Raw genomic sequence first — 18,140 nt, forward strand, 5'->3', positions numbered from 1 at the left:
GTCGTCCTATGGGCTGGGGCCGAAAAGGTCTAAAAGCCATGGCAGAACTGCGGGCATATACCAGCAGTGGTGGAAAAGTTAAATTGGAACATTTAAAACGGCTGTGTAATAATACTTATAGTCTAGGCAAAGCTGGTACAGCCAAGATGTGCAATATTTATAAACAGACACAGGAACAATTTAAGAATGTGACGATATTAAACCGCGGGAAAGTAATACCTATGTTTCGATGTTTAAAAGGTATACAGCATGGGTCATTTAAAATCTAAAAACCAAGATGAGTGGTCGGAAAGAAATATCCTACAAAAAGTTGACACCGTCCGGGCGTGGCAAAAAGTTGACAGTGGAACATTAAAGGGGTAAAATTTTTGTTATTATGACTTTTAAAATATGGTGATGATATTGTCGGAGGTGTTGGAATTGAAGGAATTTGCGTATAACATTATTGATACCACCATTGTGGATCAATTGGCAGAAAAGCTGGAAGAGGAGGGGGCAAGCCCCGGTGAGGTTTTTAAGTTTAAGATAGATCTGGTGAATTTTCAAAATTTCGTCCAGTCCAGCTTAGATAAAGGATTTGAGCAAGTTGATGAGCTGGACATTGAAAAATATAAAGAGTTTTTAAAGACAGATATAGCTTTTCCCGAGTTGGTGGGGCGCCGCTTAGAGAATGTGCGCATTGCAATGGAAAAGTTGAAAGAGATTTCATAGGGCAAGAAAATATTGACATGTTTAGATAAGAGGCATATAATATAAATTAGCAAAACTTAATAAAGCGTAACCTTCGGGGATCGGTGAAATTCCGTACCGGCGGTAAGGCTAATAAGCTAAGCCCGCGAGCCTATTTTAAGGCAGATTCGGTGAAATTCCGAAGCCGACAGTAAAGTCTGGATGGGAGAAGGTGTATTTAAAGGTGTCTTATGGCTTTTAAGTACGCATATACTATTTTTTGCAAACACCCTTTGTTTAAGTGTTGTCTTTTTTAAACCCCCGAATGAAAAACGGGGGTTTTTGTAATTTACTGGGGGGATGATATGTTAAGTGACCGGCATTTTATGAAAGAGGCATTGCAGTTAGCCGCTAAGGCGGAGGGCTATACCAGTCCCAACCCCATGGTGGGGGCAGTGGTGGTTAAAAACAATATGGTTGTGGGTAAAGGTTATCATCAAAGGGCAGGTAGTCCCCACGCTGAGGTTCATGCCTTACGGGAGGCCGGTGACCAAGCAAGGGGTGCAACCTTATATGTAACCTTAGAACCATGCTGCCATTATGGGCGAACCCCTCCCTGTACCGAAGCTATTAAAGCGGCGGGGATTAGAAAAGTGGTGGTGGCCATGACAGATCCAAACCCCAAGGTGGCAGGCAAAGGGATAGAAATATTAAAAGAAGCAGGCATAGAAGTGGTTTCAGGGGTGTTGGAAGAAGAGGCTGCCAGGCTTAATGAAATATTTTTAAAATACATCTCCCATAATAAACCCTTAGTTGCCTTAAAGGCCGCAGTGAGTCTTGACGGAAAAATTGCCACCTCAACTGGGGAATCCCAATGGATTACCGGCAGTGAGTCCAGGAATTATGCCCATGTACTAAGGCATAGGTACGATGCCATTTTGGTAGGGGTAAATACAGTGCTCATTGATAATCCTTCCCTTACCACCAGGTTGCCTGAAGGAAAAGGCCTTGATCCAATTCGTGTTGTACTTGACAGTAAATGCCGTACACCTTTAAATGCAAAAGTTATTAATCAACCGTCCAATGCCCGGACCATTATTGTCACCACCAAGGCTGCCCCAAGGGATAGAATTAAGGCTTTGGAAGCGGCCGGTGCTGAGGTGATAGTGGCGGAGGATCATAATGGTAGAGTAAGCATACCGGATCTGCTGGAGCATCTGGGACGGCGGCAAATTACCGGTTTGCTGGTTGAGGGTGGCGCCGGTGTTCATGGCTCCTTTTTAGAAGCCAAAGCAGTGGATAAGGTATACTGGTTTATAGCACCAATGATAATTGGTGGCGTCAATGCCCCGGGTGCAGTGGGAGGGGAAGGTGTAAAAAGTTTAACCGATGCAATGCGAATTAAACACCTTACACTGCACCGTTTTGGCCCGGATATATGTGTAGAGGGCTACACTGACCAGGGAGGTGAAAAACTATTTTTACCGGAATTGTAGAGGAAATCGGTACCGTAAGAGGCATTACCAAGGGTGCCGACTCTGCCAAGATTCACATTAATGCACGGCTTGTCTTGGAAGATATCAAACTGGGTGACAGCATTGCGGTAAACGGTGTTTGCCTGACAGCCACCGCCTTTGACAGTGAAAGTTTTGTTGCCGACGCCATGGCTGAAACCTTGGCCAAAACCAATCTTGCTAAACTGGCTCCAGGGGATAAAGTAAATTTAGAGAGGGCCCTGCGACTGGGAGACAGACTTGGGGGGCATCTGGTAACTGGACACGTGGACGGGGTGGGGACAATAGCAAAGATTGAGCAGCACGATATTGCTATCCTAATAACCGTTCAGGCACCGCCCGCTGTCATGCGCTATGTAATAAATAAGGGCTCGGTGGCCATTGACGGGACCAGTTTAACGGTGGTGGATTATAGCGAAGAAAGGTTTCGGGTATCCTTAATACCCCATACCGCATCCCACACCATACTGGGCAGCAAAAAGATCGGAGATCCCGTCAACCTGGAGGGTGATGTACTGGGGAAATACATAGAGAGATTAATGGAGCAGCGTCAAAGTGAGAAAACAGAAAGTCCAAGGATGACCATGGACTTTTTAGCCAGACATGGATTTGCTTAATACATCAAGGGGAGGTTGCATAATACATGGAATACAAATTTAACAGTGTGGAGGAAGCGCTGGAAGACATTAAACAGGGTAAAATGATTGTGGTGGTTGACGATGAGGATCGGGAAAACGAAGGTGACTTAGTTATGGCCGCTGAAAAGGTCACCCCGGAGGCAATAAACTTTATGGCCAGCTACGGTAAGGGTTTAATATGTTTGCCCATTGATGGCAAGCGATTAGATGAGTTGGATTTACCGGCCATGGTGACCAACAACACCGATCCCCACGGCACTGCCTTTACCGTTTCAATAGATGCCAAGCATACCACCACCGGTATATCTGCCCACGAGCGGGCCGATACTGTAAAGGCGGTGCTTGATCCCAACACCAAGCCGGAGGATTTGCGCAGACCCGGCCATATTTTCCCCTTGCGGGCAAAGGACGGCGGCGTGCTGCGCCGGGCGGGACACACCGAAGCGGCAGTGGATCTGGCCCGGTTGGCAAAAATGTACCCGGCCGGAGTTATCTGCGAGATTATGAAGGAAGACGGCACCATGGCTAGGGTGCCTGAGCTAATGGAGTTCTGTGCCCGCCATAACTTAAAAATAATTACAATTGCGGACTTGATAAAATACCGCCGCTACCATGAAAAACTGATTAAAAAAATTGACAGTGCAAAGCTGCCCACAAAATATGGCCACTTCACTGCAGTGGCTTATGAAAGTTTGCTAGATGGGAAAGGCCATATTGCACTGGTTAAAGGTGACTTAAAGAGCGTCGAGGCGCCCCTGGTTCGGGTGCATTCGGAGTGCCTCACCGGTGATGTATTTGGTTCCGCCCGCTGTGATTGTGGTGACCAACTGGCCACCGCCTTGCAGCAAATTGAACAGGAGGGAGTCGGCGTACTGCTGTACATGCGTCAGGAAGGCCGTGGCATTGGATTGTTAAATAAAATACGGGCCTATAGACTGCAAGATTTAGGGGCCGACACAGTGGAGGCAAATGAAGCCCTAGGATTTCCTGCAGACCTGCGCGATTACGGCCTGGGAGCTCAGATACTGGCTGACCTGGGTTTATCAAAGATACGCCTTTTAACTAACAACCCCCGCAAAATAGCAGGTTTAGAGGGACACGGTTTAAAGGTTGTAGGTAGGGTGCCGATAGTGATTAACCCCTGCGATACCAATAACTTTTATCTAAGCACTAAAAAAGAAAAGCTGGGCCACATGCTGGACTTCTCTGAGAAGAAAAAGGCCTAAGTCAGTGCAACTATTTCACAAGAGCACAAAGGCAGCCGGTTTATAAAAACTACGGCTTTTGCCCGGGTCTAGGCCTGAGGCAAGTCAGTTTTTTAAGTTTCATTGATGGTTGTTGTGCCCTAGAAAACAAATATATTTAGGAGGCTGAATTATGGGACGAGTGTATGAAGGACATTTAATAGGTGAAGGTTTAAAAATTGGTTTAGTGGTGGGGCGTTTTAACGAGTTTATCACCAGTAAATTGTTGTCGGGGGCCCTCGATGCACTTCAACGCCATGGTGTAGATGAAAATGACGTGGAAGTGGCCTGGGTGCCGGGAGCCTTTGAAATACCCTTGGTGGCAAAGAGCATGGTAAATAAACAAAAATATGATGCGGTTGTTTGCCTGGGTGCGGTAATTAGGGGCAGTACACCCCACTTTGACTACGTGGCAGCGGAAGTATCCAAAGGGGTGGCAAAAATAAGCCTGGATGCCGGTGTCCCTGTCATGTTCGGTGTGCTGACCACAGACACCATTGAGCAAGCCATTGAGCGTGCCGGTACCAAGGCCGGCAACAAGGGTTGGGAAGCGGCTGTCAACGCCATTGAAATGGCTAATTTAATGAAAAATCTAGACGGCATCAACCAAGGGTAGATGAATGGGGGGGTACCATGAACGGCAACAAACCCATTAAGAGCATGAAAGATGTGGCCGAGCTAAAATTTTCCACCACAGCCAGGCTGTTTTCTGCAGATAATGAAGAAATAATCCAAGGTTATACCACCGATATTTACTTCATAAAAACATTAGAGATACTTAACAGGCTGGGTTTAGAGGATACCCAGGTGGCCGCTGAAATATTTGCCAGCCGACCGGGTATAATGTGCGGCAGTGCAGAGGTAAAGAATTTGCTGCAGGGCACACCGGTGGAAATGTATGCCTTGCCCGAAGGTGAATATTTTGAGGCCCATGAAGTGGTGATGCGTATATTCGGGCAATACAGTAAATTTGGCATTTATGAGACTGCAATACTGGGTATGTTAGCCAGTTCCAGCGGTTGGGCCACGGCTGCCAGAGAGTGTGCCGATGCTGCCGGTGGCAGTGGCTTGATATGCTTTGGCTCCAGGCACGTACACCCTGCAGTATCTCCGGTAATGGAAAGGGCGGCGCTGGTGGGTGGGGTCACCGGGGCCAGCAATATAATGGGTGCTAAATATTTTGACATGGAACCCAGCGGAACCGTTCCCCATGCGGTGTTTCTTATTGTAGGAGATACTGTGGAAGTGGCAGAAGCTTATTATGAAAAAATGCCGCCGGGCTCCCCGGTCATAGTGCTGGTGGACACATTTAAAGATGAGGCGGAGGAGGCCCTGCGGGTTGCCCAGGCGCTGGGTACAAACTTAACGGGTATCAGGCTTGATACTCCGCGGGAGCGGGGAGGTGTTACACCCCATTTGGTAAAAGAGGTGCGCCTTAGACTAAATCAAGCGGGCTATGAACATGTGAGGATATTTGTTTCCGGGGGACTAAACCCGGACCGCATTAAATTATTAAAAGAAGCCGGCGCTGATGCCTTTGGGGTGGGAGGTTACATATCAGGGGCCAAGGCCATAAACATGACCATGGATCTAAAGGAAATAAACGGTAGGCCCATTGCCAAGCGAGGGCGCATACCGGGTCTTTCAGATACCACAAGGCTTGTTAAAATGATTTAAAGCATGGAATAAGTAATAAAATCCGAGGCCTTAGGCCTCGGATTTTATATTGCACGTTTAACCTTGCCGCTCCGGAGGCAACGAGTGCACACCAGAATGCGTCTTGGTGAACCGCCTACAACTATGCGAACACGCTGTAGATTGGGTTTCCATTTTCTTTTGGTACGTATATGGGAGTGGCTGTATTTATAACCTGTTATAACACCTTTACCGCATACATCGCATTTTCTGGCCATTGCGATACACCTCCTTTATATCCAACCAAAAAAATGATAAAATACTTCCAAAATCTCACTAGGTTAGTATATCACAAATAAAATTAAATTTAAAGCAATTTTATAAACTTTCAATGTAAACACCTTGACAGACCAGAGATAATACAAAGGGTTGATATTATGGCCTTAAATTACAATGACATTTTAAATAAACCGGTGCAGTATGTAAAGGGGGTTGGGCCCAAACGGGCCGCCGCCTTACAAAAACTAAATATATTTACTGCCGGCGATCTCTTATATCATTTTCCTCGCAGCTACCAAGACCGAACTAAAATACTGCCTGTCCACAGCTATGGCGACGGGCAAGTTGCCACTGTCTTGGGCAGGGTGTTGCACGCCCAAGAAATTAAACCCCGCCGTGGGCTAACCATAGTAAAACTGGCCATAGACGACGGCCACGGTGTTTTTTACGCAGTGTGGTTTAATCAGAAATATGTGATAAAACAATACCCTCCGGGAACAACATTGCTGTTAACCGGCAAGGTAGATCGCCGGTTTGGCGGAAAAGTACAACTGCAGGTTTTGGACAGTGAGATTGCCGATGAACCGGAACAGGCAGTGCATGGGGGAAGAATAGTACCTGTTTACGCCCTTACAGAGGGCATCAGTCAAAAAATAATGAGGACGATAATACACAAGGCCTTGGAGCAGACCACACAATTACAGGAATATATTCCGCTGACCATTTTGGAAAAATATCGTTTGCCGGCCTTGGTTAAATCACTGAGGGATATACATTTTCCCGAAGATGATAAGGGTGTACACCAAGCCAGGCGCAGGTTTATTTTTGAAGAATTATTCTTGTTTCAACTGGCCCTGGCCCAAAAAAGACAAGGCTTAAAAAGGATTCCAAAGTCCCATAGCTACAGCCAAGGGGAAGGCCCTTTGGTAAAAAAATTTCTTAAAAACCTGCCCTTTGAACCCACAGCAGATCAAATTAAGGTGTGGGGCGAGATAATGCAAGACCTGGACAGCCCTTACCCCATGAATCGTTTACTGCAGGGTGATGTGGGGGCCGGAAAAACACTGATCAGCGCCCTGGTGTTAATTAAAGCTGCTGAAGGGGGCCTGCAGGGTGCAATGATGGCCCCCACCGAAATACTGGCGGAACAACACTACATGGGTCTGTCTAAGTGGTTAACTGACTTAGGCATTAGCGTTGAAATTCTTACCAGCAGCACAAAGAAAGCCAAACGGGAAGAAATACTGGCCGGCCTTTCCCGGGGTGACATACAGGTGCTGCTCGGCACCCACGCTCTGATACAAGAGGTGGTTGAATTTAAAAACCTGGGGGCGGTGGTGGTGGATGAACAGCACCGCTTTGGTGTAAAACAAAGACAGGCCTTGCAGTATAAAGGTAAGCTACCGGATATGCTGGTGATGACAGCCACACCGATACCACGGTCGCTGGCCCTGACGGTATATGGTGACTTGGATTTATCCGTCATCTATAGCCTGCCTCCGGGACGAAAGCCCATAAAAACCTATCATGTGACCCACAGAGCGCTGCCCGAAGTATACCGGCTGATCATAAAAGAGGTGCAGCAGGGGCGTCAGGCCTATATAGTATGCCCTTTGGTGGAAGAGTCCGATTCGCTGGATGTGCAGTCTGCTGTGGACCTGGCTGAAGAATTGTCCCAAGGCCCCTTACGACACTTGAGCTTGGGCCTGATGCACGGCCGCCTCAGTGCCGATGAAAAGGAAGCTGTCATGGACCGGTTTCGTGCAGGAAGTATTGATGTATTGGTTTCCACCACAGTAATAGAGGTGGGTGTGGATGTGCCAAATGCCACTGTGATGGTGGTTATTGACGCTGATCGATTTGGCTTAGCCCAGCTGCATCAGTTAAGGGGGCGGGTAGGACGCGGTTCCCAACGGTCCTATTGCGTTTTAGTGTCAAACCCTAAAACCGAAGAGGGCAGGCAGCGTATGGCTGCCATGGTGAATACAAGTGATGGCTTTGCCCTGGCGGAAGAAGATTTGCGTTTGCGGGGGCCGGGGGAATTCTTTGGAATTAAACAATCGGGTCTGCCGGATTTTAAAATTGCCGATCTTATACGGGATCGACAAGCCATGGAGTGTGCCCGTCAAGAGGCAAATCACCTTGTCCGGCATGATCCCCATTTAACAATGCCTCAACATCAGCTACTTAACCGACAAATGCAGCACAGGTTTTCTAAAAAAGCATTTCACTCCACCTAATAAGGTACTTGCCTAGAGGTTAAATATGTTAGCATAAGGGCCAATTTTGATGTTCATAATAAATTATGAACACAAAAAAGCCCATTACACCAATTTCATAACAGAGGTGTTCCCAACCGCACCTCGAATGCTGGGCGCGCTCAATGAGGTTGGTGTAGAACAAGCGGACTTCTTATTGTCCGCTTGTTCCTTATGATGGACATATTGGACAAGGCTATTTTTCTAATGTAGATAGGTGCTATATTCTTCAGCATCTATTCCTTTATGAAGGGCTGCAGATAAGCCGCCGGCAATTACCTTGGCGGTGTTATGGATTAACATATCCACTTCCTTGGGTGTGACCATTAAATTCCCTCCAAAGGGTGCCAAGATATCGTTTAGTACCCCCTGAACGGCATCCTGTTGATAGGCCTGATAGATTTGTGGGTTAGTTTTAAACTGTGCGAACAGTCGTTCAATGGCGTCGGAAGCAATTAAGGCGGCGTGCACCACCATGGGAACACCCACCGCAATTACCGGTACCCCCATTGTTTCTTGATTAATCCCTGCCCGCTTATTGCCTACTCCGCTGCCCGGCGCTATGCCCGTGTCGGCAATTTGAATGGTGGTGGCAATGCGTTCTACACTGCGGGAAGCCAGGGAATCAATGGCTATTACCAGCTCCGGTTTAACATTTTCAACGATGCCCTTAATAATTTCCGCTGTTTCAATGCCGGTTACCCCCAATACACCCGGTGCAATTGCACTTACCGGGCGCATTCCTTCCCTGATTTCACTGGGTGCATAGTTAAAGATATGCCTTGTGACTAAAACTTGATCCACAACCTGGGGTCCTAGGGCATCCGGTGTGGCATTGCGGTTTCCTAAACCCACTATCAATACATTTGATTCCTGGGGCAGTTCAAATAACCTTCCCAAATGCTCGGCTAACACCTGAACTATCTGTTGATGAACCTCTCTGTTGTTATCGGTTAGTGACGGTGCTTCTATGGTAATGTAATTTCCCTGGGGCTTTCCCATAATTTCCTCGGCAGATTTTTCTACGATTTTTACCGTGCTCACCACTGCATGGTCATAGGTTTCTCTGTCAACTACTACCCCAGGGATTTCTTCACCCAATTGGCCGCGCACAACTTCCCTTGCTTCTAAAGCTAAATCTAAAGTAATGCCAAAGTGAGAAAGAAAATTTTTACTTAAGGTCAACGGTACACCCTCCCAATTATATTGCTACCTTAGTTTTTCCCATCAAGGACAAATTATACAGTTTTTAGCAAATGAACACTAAATAAATCGATTTTTTGGGTATGATATGTTATAATAAAAGTTGGTTAAGAAGGGAAGGTTTTCTTTTGAGGGTAATAGCCGGCACTGCAAAAAAAATGATATTAAAGAGCCCCCGGGGTGAAAAAACACGCCCCACCGCAGACCGGGTAAAGGAAGCAGTATTTAATATATTGGCAGACAGAATTATAGATTGTAATTTTTTAGATTTGTTTGCCGGCACGGGCAGCATTGCCATTGAGGCACTGAGCAGGGGAGCGGCACATGCTGTGCTGGTGGAAAAAGATCGGCCCACGGTGGCAATAATAAAAGAAAATCTACAGCGTACCAAACTCTTTCAAAGGGCCGAAATTTTACATTGCGACGTATTCTCGGCAATGAAAACCCTATATCAAAATAATAAAAATTTTGATATTATCTACATAGACCCACCCTATTACAAGGGATACTACCAAAAAGTACTAAATGAAGTATTTAATTGCCATCTGTTATCACCTAAAGGGGTGGTGGTAGTTGAAAGCAGCACCCAACACCTACCGCCGGAAACAGTTGCAGATTTATTAAGGATAAGAACACAAAGATATGGAGATACAACCATTAATTTTTACCAATTAACCTAGTACTATGGAGGCAGAAAAAGACTATGCGTATTGCAGTATACCCGGGAAGTTTTGACCCCATTCATTACGGGCACCTAGACATAATTGAACGGGCATCGGTGCTGTATGACAAACTGGTGGTTGCGGTGGCCACCAATCCTAAAAAAAAGCCGCTCTTTGACACCCAAGAACGGATAGAATTATTAAAGATGGTGCTAAAGGATTTTGACAATGTTTACATAGAATCGTTCGAAGGTTTAACGGTAAATTATGCCTTAAAGCAAGGGGCCCAAGTTGTGGTCAGAGGGTTGAGGGCGATAACAGATTTTGAAAATGAGTTTGTTTTTGCACTTACCAATAAAAAATTGGAACCCAGGGTGGAAACCATATACCTAATGACCCGCTCGGAATACTCTTTTATAAGCTCCAGCGGCGTTAAAGAGGTTGCTTACTACGGCGGCAATATAAGTGATATGGTACCGTCCATTGTAGCTGATAAGTTGCATCAAAAGTATGATGATGCTTTAAAATAAGGGAGGGAGAGAATATGGAGCTCCTTAGTATACTAAATGAATTAGAGGAATTTGTTGAAGAATGTCCCAGGGTGCCCTTAAGCAAAAAGATTATGGTGGATGAAAATAAACTTTTTGACTACATAGATCGGATACGTACCACCTTGCCTGATGAGGTGAGACAAGCTAAACTTCTGATAAAAGAACGTGAAAAGGTACTCAGCGAATCAAAACGCGAGGCCCAATTACTGATGGAGGATGTACAGCGGCAGATAGAAAAAAAGGCTGATGAAAGTGAAATTGTGGAAGTGGCAAACAGAAGGGCCCAGGAAATAGTTAAACAGGCTGAAGAAATGGCTGCAGAAATACGCTTAGGCGCCAAGGAATATGCTGATGAAATATTAGAAAAGATGGAAGGTCATCTTGATAGACTAATTAACCAAGTAAGGTCCGGAAGGGATGAATTACAAAGAATGAAGTGATAAAACAGGTCCAGCGACCTGTTTTATTTTTATAAAATTAATAGGGCGCAAAGCGCCCTATTATGGTTACTTTAATTTATCGATGATCTGACGCCAGTCCACATATTTTTCTATATTCTCCAGGGCCACCTTAATTACACTCTCATTTTCCGGCTTAATGCGATTAGAAACCTCTGTCATCCGTTCAATGGTGGTAAAGGTATCGTAATGCACTAAAATTACCGGCACCTCTTTTTCGCTGGCCTTGGCAATTACCTTTACATCGGGATACAGGCCGCCGGTTAATATTAAGACAGAGGTGTCTGTTTCCAGGGCTGCCAAGGCCAGGTCAGCCCGGTCGCCACCTGTTACCACTGCCTTGTTGGCTGCCCTGCGCAGGTAGCCCAAGGCGCTTTCTATTGTCATGGCGCCAACGATGGAGTCTTCCACCGGTCTGTCTAATTTATCTTCTCCGGTAAGTATTTCACCACCCAGTACTTCATAGTACTGCTCTACGGTGGGTGCATTTAACTCCGGCCGCTGGGGAACGATGCCCAGGGTGTCAAAGCCGTTATCTGTCAACAGACGTCTGTATACCCCTTCTGTTTTTGCCAGTATTTGCCTGGGCACATTGTAAAATACATTGCCCACCACAGGGATGTCATGGGCTTTAAAATAACGGTTGAAAAACATTGCTTGATCCATAGAAAAATCATTTTTTAGCCTAATCATGTAGAGTGTGGCTGCATTAAAGTCATGGGCCAGCGAAGGGGCATCTAGGTTAATACTGGCCATGGCATGGGGAAATATTGCTCCGTCAATAAGAACAAGATCCGCATCCTTAGAGACAACTTCAAAGGCACTTTGAATTTTTTTTGCTAAATTAGAGGATTGCTGAAAACGAGTTAAATAAAAGGGGCTGGTGGTACAGGGTACAATAATATCTAAAGGAGTATCCATGCCCAGCACCTTTTTCATTAAAATACCGTCTTCGTCTGCAGTGGAACCTGAGGCCGTGGTAATACCAATGGGTTTAAAATAGCTTACCTTATAACCTTCTGCCTGCAGTTTCAGCCCTAGGCCCACTGCCATTGCAGTCTTTGCACTTCCCGCTGTACCTGTGATATAGAGGTTTTGCATTTAATTACCACCTCACGATATAGTTATTTTAATATCTATTGCAGATAAGCCCTGTTCATAGGCAAATATGGGGTTGATATCCATTTCCGCAATTTCAGGAAAGTCGGTGACTAATTTGGCCACCCTGCCAATTACGTCTATTACAGCTGCTATATCCACCGGCCTTTGTCCCCGGTAACCCTTAATTAAGGTGTAAGCTTTAGTTTCAGCGATCATGGCTTGAATTTCTGCGGCTGTAATACCGGAAGCCAACCGGAAAGAAACATCCTTAATTAAATTCACATATATACCACCCAGACCAAAGGCGATCATGGGGCCGAATTGCACATCCCTTGTCATGCCAATTATAAGTTCGGTACCCTGGGGCATCATTTTCTGTACATCTACACCGTAAGGCAGTACATCCGGCAGGTAGCGCTGCACATTATCCATTATCTGAAAAAACCCTTCTTCCACTTTTTTGGGGGTGTCTAAATCCAGCAACACCCCGCCAACATCTGTTTTGTGCATTATCTTTGGTGACGCAACCTTTAAAACCACTGGATAGCCAATTTCCTCCGCTAATTTAAGGGCTTCTTCGGCGGTGGTGGCTAACTTTATAGTTGCGGTGGAAATGCCGTAGGCTTTGGCCACTTCGTATGTTTCATCACCCAATAAAACCCTGCGACCGTCGCGAAAGACATCGTAAAACACTGCTTTTACTGCCTTTCTATCCACATCTTGGTAGTCTAAGGGTTCATCTTCTTCAAACAAAGATTCCTGCACTTGCCCGTACTTTGTTAAACCACTTAAGCTGTAAATGGCCGGTTCGGGAAAAGTATAGTTAGGAATGCCGGCACTTTTAACAATTTTACTTCCTTCTTCCAAACCGGGGCCACCCATGAAGGATGTGAATATGGGTTTTTGGGGGTATTTTTTATGCAAATTTACAATGGTATTGGCTATCACAAGGGGATCGGTCAATGCCGTGGGGCAAACCAGCACCACCACACTGTCCACGTTGTCATCCAACAGAACTTTTTCCAGTGCAAAATGATACCTTTGGTCATCGGCATCACCTAAAACATCCACCGGGTTGTATATGTTAGCGGCTGCCGGCAGAAAGGCCCGCAATTGATCAAGGGTTTCTTTAGAAAAGCGGGCCATGGTCAGATCATGGTGTTCCACTGCGTCGGTGGCTATAATACCAGGGCCACCGGCGTTGGTAACCACTGCCACCCGTCTGCCCTTGGGAATTGGCTGATATGAAAAGGCCATGGCTAAGTCAAACAATTCAGTCATGGTACGAGCACGGATTATTCCCGATTGTTCAAAGGATATTTGGTAGGCCAGGTCGCTTCCCGCCAAAGCACCGGTGTGAGAGGAAGCCGCTTGGGCACCGGCCTGACTGGTGCCTGACTTAAATATAATAATCGGCTTCTTGCGGCTGGCACCCTTGGCCACCTCCAAGAAGTTTTGCCCGTCGGTTACATCCTCAATATATGCCAAAATAACGTCGGTATATGGATCGTCTGCCAATGCATTAATAAAATCTGCTTCGTTTAACTGGCCCTTGTTCCCTAAGCTGATAACCCGAGAAAAACCGATACCGGTGGATAGGCTCCAATCTACGATAGAGATCAACATTGCTCCGCTTTGGGATATAAAGGCGATGTTTCCTTTTTTCGGGGCAGCGGCAGAGAAAGTGGCATTTATTGGAACGATGGTATCCATGACACCGACACAGTTCGGTCCCATCATATTAATGCCATACCTGTTGGCGGTACTGACTAATTGTTTTTCTAACTCTAAGCCCTCAGTGCCAACTTCTTTAAAACCGGCACTTAGTACAATCAGGTTTTTTATACCTAACCTGCCGGCTTCTTCTGCAATATCTAAACTGTACTTGGCAGGAACTGCTAGGATTGCCATATCGATAGGTTGATTTACTTCAGAAAGTGACTTGTAACATTTTAAGCCTTCGATGTCCTTGGCCTTAGGGTTAACGGGGTAAACATTACCTTGAAAACCGCTGGCTAGGATGTTTTTCACCACTGCATTGCCAATTTTACCCGGCGTGGCGGAAGCTCCAACTATGGCAACGGAAGTGGGGTTAAAAAAACTGGATAAATCGGCCAAATCTATCACCTACCTTATACTCAGAAGTCAAGTCCATTATATTCCGGGCTGTAAACCGGTGTCAATGAATCCTGTGGGGCAAGTCTTGTGTGTAAAAAAGGACTTTGCCTAACACAAAGTCCTTTAAAAAAACTATATCAGTTCCGCTGTTTCCTTTGCGATCATTAATTCTTCGTTGGTGGGTACCACCATGGCCAACACCTTCGAGCCTTCTTTGCTGATAATGGCTTCCTTACCGCGGCAGTTGTTTTTATCATTGTCAAGCTCTAATCCAAGGTAAGACATATTTTGCAATATATCCCTGCGCTGGTCTATGCCGTTTTCACCAATTCCTCCGGTAAAGGCCACAACGTCTACTCCGCCCATGGCTGCACTGAAGGCACCGATGGCCTTCTTTACACTGTAATTAAAGGTATTAAGGGCCAGAATAGCCCGTTGGTTCCCTTTTTCGGCAGCCTCTTCCAGGTCTCTAAAATCGCTGCTTAAGCCGGATATGCCCAGAACACCGCTTTGTTTGTTAAGTAAGGTGCTCACTTCCGCCGCACTGAAATTTTCCTTTTTCATAATAAAGGGAATTATTGCCGGATCAATATCGCCGGAGCGAGTGCCCATGGGTACTCCTGCCAGAGGTGTAAAGCCCATGGTGGTATCAACGGACTTTCCTTGATCCACTGCAGTGATGCTGGAACCGTTACCCAGGTGGCAGACAATAATCTTTAGCTGGCCAATTGGTTTGCCCAGTATTTCGGCAACCCGGTTGGACACATATTTGTGAGAGGTGCCGTGAAAACCGTATTTGCGGATTTGCAGCCTTTCATAATATTCATAGGGTAGGGCATAGGTATAGGCGTAGTCAGGCAAAGTTTGATGGAAGGCGGTATCAAATACGGCAACCTGTGGTGCATGGGGCAATAATGCCTGACAAGTTTTTATACCTAAGACATTTGGTGGGTTATGTAGAGGTGCCAAGTCAAATAAAGATTCCAAGACCTTTAACACTTCATCATCAATAACAACCGCCCGATTGAATTTTTCTCCTCCGTGTACCACCCGGTGGCCAACGGCGCTAATTTGAGACATATCCCCAATGGCACCGTGTTCTTTATCGGTTATTAAATTAAATATTTGCTGAATGGCTTCTTTATGGTCCGCCAGGTCTTTTTCCAACTTGAATTTACCGCCACCGTTTAATTGCTGTTTTATTTTAGAACCGGGTATACCTATTCTCTCTGCAATACCTGTGACCAGCGATTTGTTTTCCTTTATGTCTATTACTTGATATTTTACCGACGAACTACCACAATTAATAACCAAAATAAGCAATTACAATTCCTCCTCACTATAAATATATTGGTGGCCCACCCCAGAGGTTGGGGTTTGTTATGTAACAAATATTAACCCGGGTTAATGCCTTAACCCAGGTTAATAAATTATATCCAATGAGACGGTATAAGACCAGTACTATTTATTTAGTATTTCCGAGATATGGCCGCGATGAATATAGGCATTTAGGATGTCGCCGTTTCTTAAACCGACTGCGTTGGCTTCATCTGTGTCCACGTGCATTTCTGTTTTGTAATTATCACTTACCCTTACCAAAACGTCACCAAAAATAATTCCCCGGGGCCCCTTTGCCCGCACGCTGACCTTATCGCCGTTCTTTAATCCCAGCTGTTGGGCATCGGAAGAGTGCATGTGTATATGACGGGCAGCAACAATGGCTCCTTCTTTAAGGGTGACCGTTCCCTTTGGCCCAACAATGGTGATAGGTGCAGAACCTGCCAGGTCGCCGGAGTCCCTGAGGGGTGCTTTTATTCCCAGCTTAAAACTGTCGGTTACAGTGATCTCAGCTTGGGTCTGTTTGCGGGCCGGACCCAGCACACGAACTTTTTCAAGGACACCCTTGGGCCCCACCAGCATTACTGTTTCTTCACAGGCATATTGGTTAGGTTGTGACAGCTCTTTTGCCTTAGTTAATTGGTAGTTGGGACCGAACAGTTGTTCAATATCTTCTTCTGAGAGGTGAACGTGGCGGTTGGAAATTCCTACGGTAACCTCAAAAATCTCGGGTTTAATAACCGACAATCGGTTGCTGTCTTCTTCCTTTGCCTCGGGCATTTCTTTTACGGTTACTTTATTTTTGATATTTTCATTAAGCATAGCCTCACCAACCCCTTTAAAATATTTTACCCCAACTTCTGTTGGGTAATTTATATAATTTTGAATAACGGTTAAATAATTTGGTACGATGGTCTGACCGGAACCATAAAAAAATACTAAATGCTGTTTTATGTCATTACTTTAATTATGAACCAGTGATTTTTCTTTGTCAATACTTATGAAAAGTATCCGTATTATTAGAAATTTTAATATTTTGCTAACTTAATCGGTGACCTTAGCTTTGTTTGCCGCTTTTAGCTATCCTTTGTCTGCCATTATTAGGTATGAGTTTAAATTATTGCCCAATGCAGAAGGGTTCACCTGGCTTTTAGGTCTATTTTCTTACCACTTTAATCACCGAAACTATTAATTGATACAGCAGTCCCATTACAAGGACAGCCGTTATTATTAGAAGGAATATTTTAAAATAATGCCATGTATGGAGCCAGGGGGAGGTATGAACTATTGTTATTGGTGACAGTGCGGCGGTATCTATCCATCCCTTGGCCACTGGATCCAGCCACTGCCAAAGTATATAGGTATAAATGCCGGCCACTACTGAATGTGCTGTTCTGGCAATTATAAAGGGCAGCATGCCAAGGTCGGTATCAGCAATCATGCTGGCAACCTGGGCATGAATGGATAAGCCGCTCCATCCCAATATTATCGCCACTGCAATTAGTTGCTGCAAGAGCGGTGCCGTGGCCTCGCTTGCCAGTTTTGTTCCCAGTGTTACCTCAAACAAACCGCTGGCTATGGCGGGAAATAAGCTTGCATCAAAACCTAGGGGCAGCAAAACCAAGGCAATTAAATCAGCCAGCAGATAGATTACCCCTATCTCAGTAAGTAAGCGAATAATAACCGCAAACAGAATAATAAAGCCGCCTATTTTAAGTAAATTGTTAACGGAATTGGTTACTGCGTCACCGATAATCTTACCCAGGGGCCTTTTTTCTTCGGAGTGGATTTTTACTAACTCTTGGACAGCCTGACGAAAAGCAGGTCTTTGGCGGGGTGGGTTAAGCTTTTTTTCCGGGTCGCCATAGCGATAATATTTAAAAATAAAGCCCAAGGTTAGATTTGCCAAATAATGGGCCCCGGCAATTAAAAAACCCAATGAAGGGTTGCCAAACATGCCCACCCCCACAGCAACGAGCATGAAAAGGGGGCTGGAGTTATTGGTAAAACTCATCAAGCGCTCTGCCTCTACACGGGTACACATGCCCTTGCGTCTTAATTTTGCGGTGACCATTGAACCGATGGGACAACCTGAGGTAAAACCCACCACCATAACAAAGGAACCGCAGCCCGGCACGTTAAACAAGGGTCGCATCACAGGTTCCAATAAGGCTCCCATAAAGTGTATAATGCCCAGTGTTATTAACAGCTCTGAAACTATAAAAAAGGGAAGTAAAGAGGGAAACACTATATTCCACCAGGCCGATAGGCCGGCACTGGCACCGTCAAATACCACTTTAGGGTGTAGTATCATACTGAAAACAAAAATTATTACAGATATCATCCCTAAGATCTTAAACAGCTTTAAATTGGCTGCCAATAGATTTTTCTCTATTTTTTTTCGGAATAAAAGTAATAGGCAGGTAAATATTATTGCTATGGTAACCAGCAAAACTTCTTTCACCCCAATAA

The 18,140-nt window shown here is 45.4% G+C and carries 17 protein-coding genes, 1 pseudogene and 1 riboswitch; of the genes and pseudogenes, 11 read left to right on the top strand and 7 right to left on the bottom strand.

The features are described from left to right. The 7 genes and pseudogenes from BR02_RS0106165 to BR02_RS0106195 form a co-directional block, all read left to right on the top strand. Positions 1 to 269: pseudogene (locus tag BR02_RS0106165) on the top strand (UPF0236 family protein); the annotation flags it as partial. A 151-nt stretch (positions 270 to 420) separates the two neighbouring features. Continuing rightward, the gene (locus BR02_RS0106170) at positions 421 to 711 is read left to right on the top strand and encodes a hypothetical protein (protein WP_031515250.1); all 291 of its coding nucleotides are present in this window, start codon (positions 421 to 423) and stop codon (positions 709 to 711) included. 65 nt (positions 712 to 776) lie between these two features. Next, positions 777 to 907, top strand: a riboswitch (FMN riboswitch). Between the two features lie 127 nt (positions 908 to 1,034). Further along, positions 1,035 to 2,165 carry a bifunctional diaminohydroxyphosphoribosylaminopyrimidine deaminase/5-amino-6-(5-phosphoribosylamino)uracil reductase RibD gene (gene ribD / locus BR02_RS0106175; RefSeq protein ID WP_031515252.1) on the top strand — a complete coding sequence of 377 codons (1,131 nt, stop codon included), beginning with the start codon at positions 1,035 to 1,037 and terminating at the stop codon, positions 2,163 to 2,165. After that, complete coding sequence (locus BR02_RS0106180; protein WP_031515254.1) at positions 2,147 to 2,800, top strand: riboflavin synthase; 654 nt, start codon at positions 2,147 to 2,149, stop codon at positions 2,798 to 2,800. Before ribD ends, BR02_RS0106180 begins: the two co-directional genes overlap by 19 nt. Positions 2,801 to 2,826: 26 nt before the next feature. Next, positions 2,827 to 4,047, top strand: a complete 1,221-nt coding sequence (locus BR02_RS0106185; protein WP_031515256.1) for a bifunctional 3,4-dihydroxy-2-butanone-4-phosphate synthase/GTP cyclohydrolase II — start codon at positions 2,827 to 2,829, stop codon at positions 4,045 to 4,047. A gap of 151 nt (positions 4,048 to 4,198) precedes the next feature. After that, positions 4,199 to 4,681, top strand: coding sequence for a 6,7-dimethyl-8-ribityllumazine synthase (gene ribH, locus BR02_RS0106190; RefSeq protein WP_031515269.1), 483 nt, complete (start codon positions 4,199 to 4,201; stop codon positions 4,679 to 4,681). Between the two features lie 17 nt (positions 4,682 to 4,698). Then, entirely contained in the window at positions 4,699 to 5,742 is a 1,044-nt protein-coding gene (locus BR02_RS0106195) for a nicotinate phosphoribosyltransferase (protein WP_031515270.1), read from the top strand. Between the two features lie 44 nt (positions 5,743 to 5,786). Here BR02_RS0106195 and rpmB read toward each other — a convergent pair whose 3' ends face one another. Further along, entirely contained in the window at positions 5,787 to 5,978 is a 192-nt protein-coding gene (gene rpmB / locus BR02_RS15055; RefSeq protein WP_084170953.1) for a 50S ribosomal protein L28, read from the bottom strand. 159 nt (positions 5,979 to 6,137) lie between these two features. On the opposite strand from rpmB, the gene recG reads away from it, so the two are divergent. Next, positions 6,138 to 8,219, top strand: coding sequence for an ATP-dependent DNA helicase RecG (gene recG, locus BR02_RS0106200; protein ID WP_031515272.1), 2,082 nt, complete (start codon positions 6,138 to 6,140; stop codon positions 8,217 to 8,219). A 222-nt stretch (positions 8,220 to 8,441) separates the two neighbouring features. Here recG and gpr read toward each other — a convergent pair whose 3' ends face one another. After that, positions 8,442 to 9,422 (bottom strand): GPR endopeptidase, encoded by a 981-nt coding sequence (gpr, locus tag BR02_RS0106205; protein WP_207640988.1) that lies wholly within the window; start codon positions 9,420 to 9,422, stop codon positions 8,442 to 8,444. Positions 9,423 to 9,523: 101 nt separating this feature from the next. On the opposite strand from gpr, the gene rsmD reads away from it, so the two are divergent. From rsmD to BR02_RS0106220, 3 genes are read left to right on the top strand one after another with little or no spacing between them, the layout of a single operon-like run. Further along, complete coding sequence (gene rsmD, locus BR02_RS0106210) at positions 9,524 to 10,120, top strand: 16S rRNA (guanine(966)-N(2))-methyltransferase RsmD (protein WP_274377116.1); 597 nt, start codon at positions 9,524 to 9,526, stop codon at positions 10,118 to 10,120. 23 nt (positions 10,121 to 10,143) lie between these two features. Continuing rightward, complete coding sequence (coaD, locus tag BR02_RS0106215; RefSeq protein ID WP_031515275.1) at positions 10,144 to 10,632, top strand: pantetheine-phosphate adenylyltransferase; 489 nt, start codon at positions 10,144 to 10,146, stop codon at positions 10,630 to 10,632. Positions 10,633 to 10,646: 14 nt separating this feature from the next. Beyond that, positions 10,647 to 11,093 carry an SPFH domain-containing protein gene (locus BR02_RS0106220; protein ID WP_031515276.1) on the top strand — a complete coding sequence of 149 codons (447 nt, stop codon included), beginning with the start codon at positions 10,647 to 10,649 and terminating at the stop codon, positions 11,091 to 11,093. 66 nt (positions 11,094 to 11,159) lie between these two features. On the opposite strand, the gene BR02_RS0106225 is transcribed toward BR02_RS0106220, so the two are convergent. The 5 genes from BR02_RS0106225 to ylbJ all read right to left on the bottom strand — a co-directional run bounded on the left by BR02_RS0106225 (position 11,160) and on the right by ylbJ (position 18,132). Then, positions 11,160 to 12,212 (bottom strand): phosphotransacetylase family protein, encoded by a 1,053-nt coding sequence (locus BR02_RS0106225; RefSeq protein ID WP_031515277.1) that lies wholly within the window; start codon positions 12,210 to 12,212, stop codon positions 11,160 to 11,162. A gap of 12 nt (positions 12,213 to 12,224) precedes the next feature. Next, positions 12,225 to 14,330, bottom strand: a complete 2,106-nt coding sequence (gene acs / locus BR02_RS0106230; protein ID WP_031515278.1) for an acetate--CoA ligase alpha subunit — start codon at positions 14,328 to 14,330, stop codon at positions 12,225 to 12,227. A gap of 132 nt (positions 14,331 to 14,462) precedes the next feature. Then, on the bottom strand, positions 14,463 to 15,653 hold the full coding sequence (locus BR02_RS0106235; RefSeq protein ID WP_031515279.1) for an acetate/propionate family kinase: 1,191 nt from the start codon (positions 15,651 to 15,653) through the stop codon (positions 14,463 to 14,465). 138 nt (positions 15,654 to 15,791) lie between these two features. Continuing rightward, positions 15,792 to 16,490 carry a phosphate propanoyltransferase gene (gene pduL / locus BR02_RS0106240; protein WP_337999126.1) on the bottom strand — a complete coding sequence of 233 codons (699 nt, stop codon included), beginning with the start codon at positions 16,488 to 16,490 and terminating at the stop codon, positions 15,792 to 15,794. A gap of 334 nt (positions 16,491 to 16,824) precedes the next feature. Continuing rightward, entirely contained in the window at positions 16,825 to 18,132 is a 1,308-nt protein-coding gene (gene ylbJ, locus BR02_RS0106245; protein ID WP_337999127.1) for a sporulation integral membrane protein YlbJ, read from the bottom strand. Between the last annotated feature and the right edge of the window lie 8 nt (positions 18,133 to 18,140).

The organism is Desulfofalx alkaliphila DSM 12257 (genome assembly GCF_000711975.1).
GTDB classification, from domain to species: Bacteria; Bacillota; Desulfotomaculia; order Desulfotomaculales; family Desulfohalotomaculaceae; genus Desulfofalx; species Desulfofalx alkaliphila.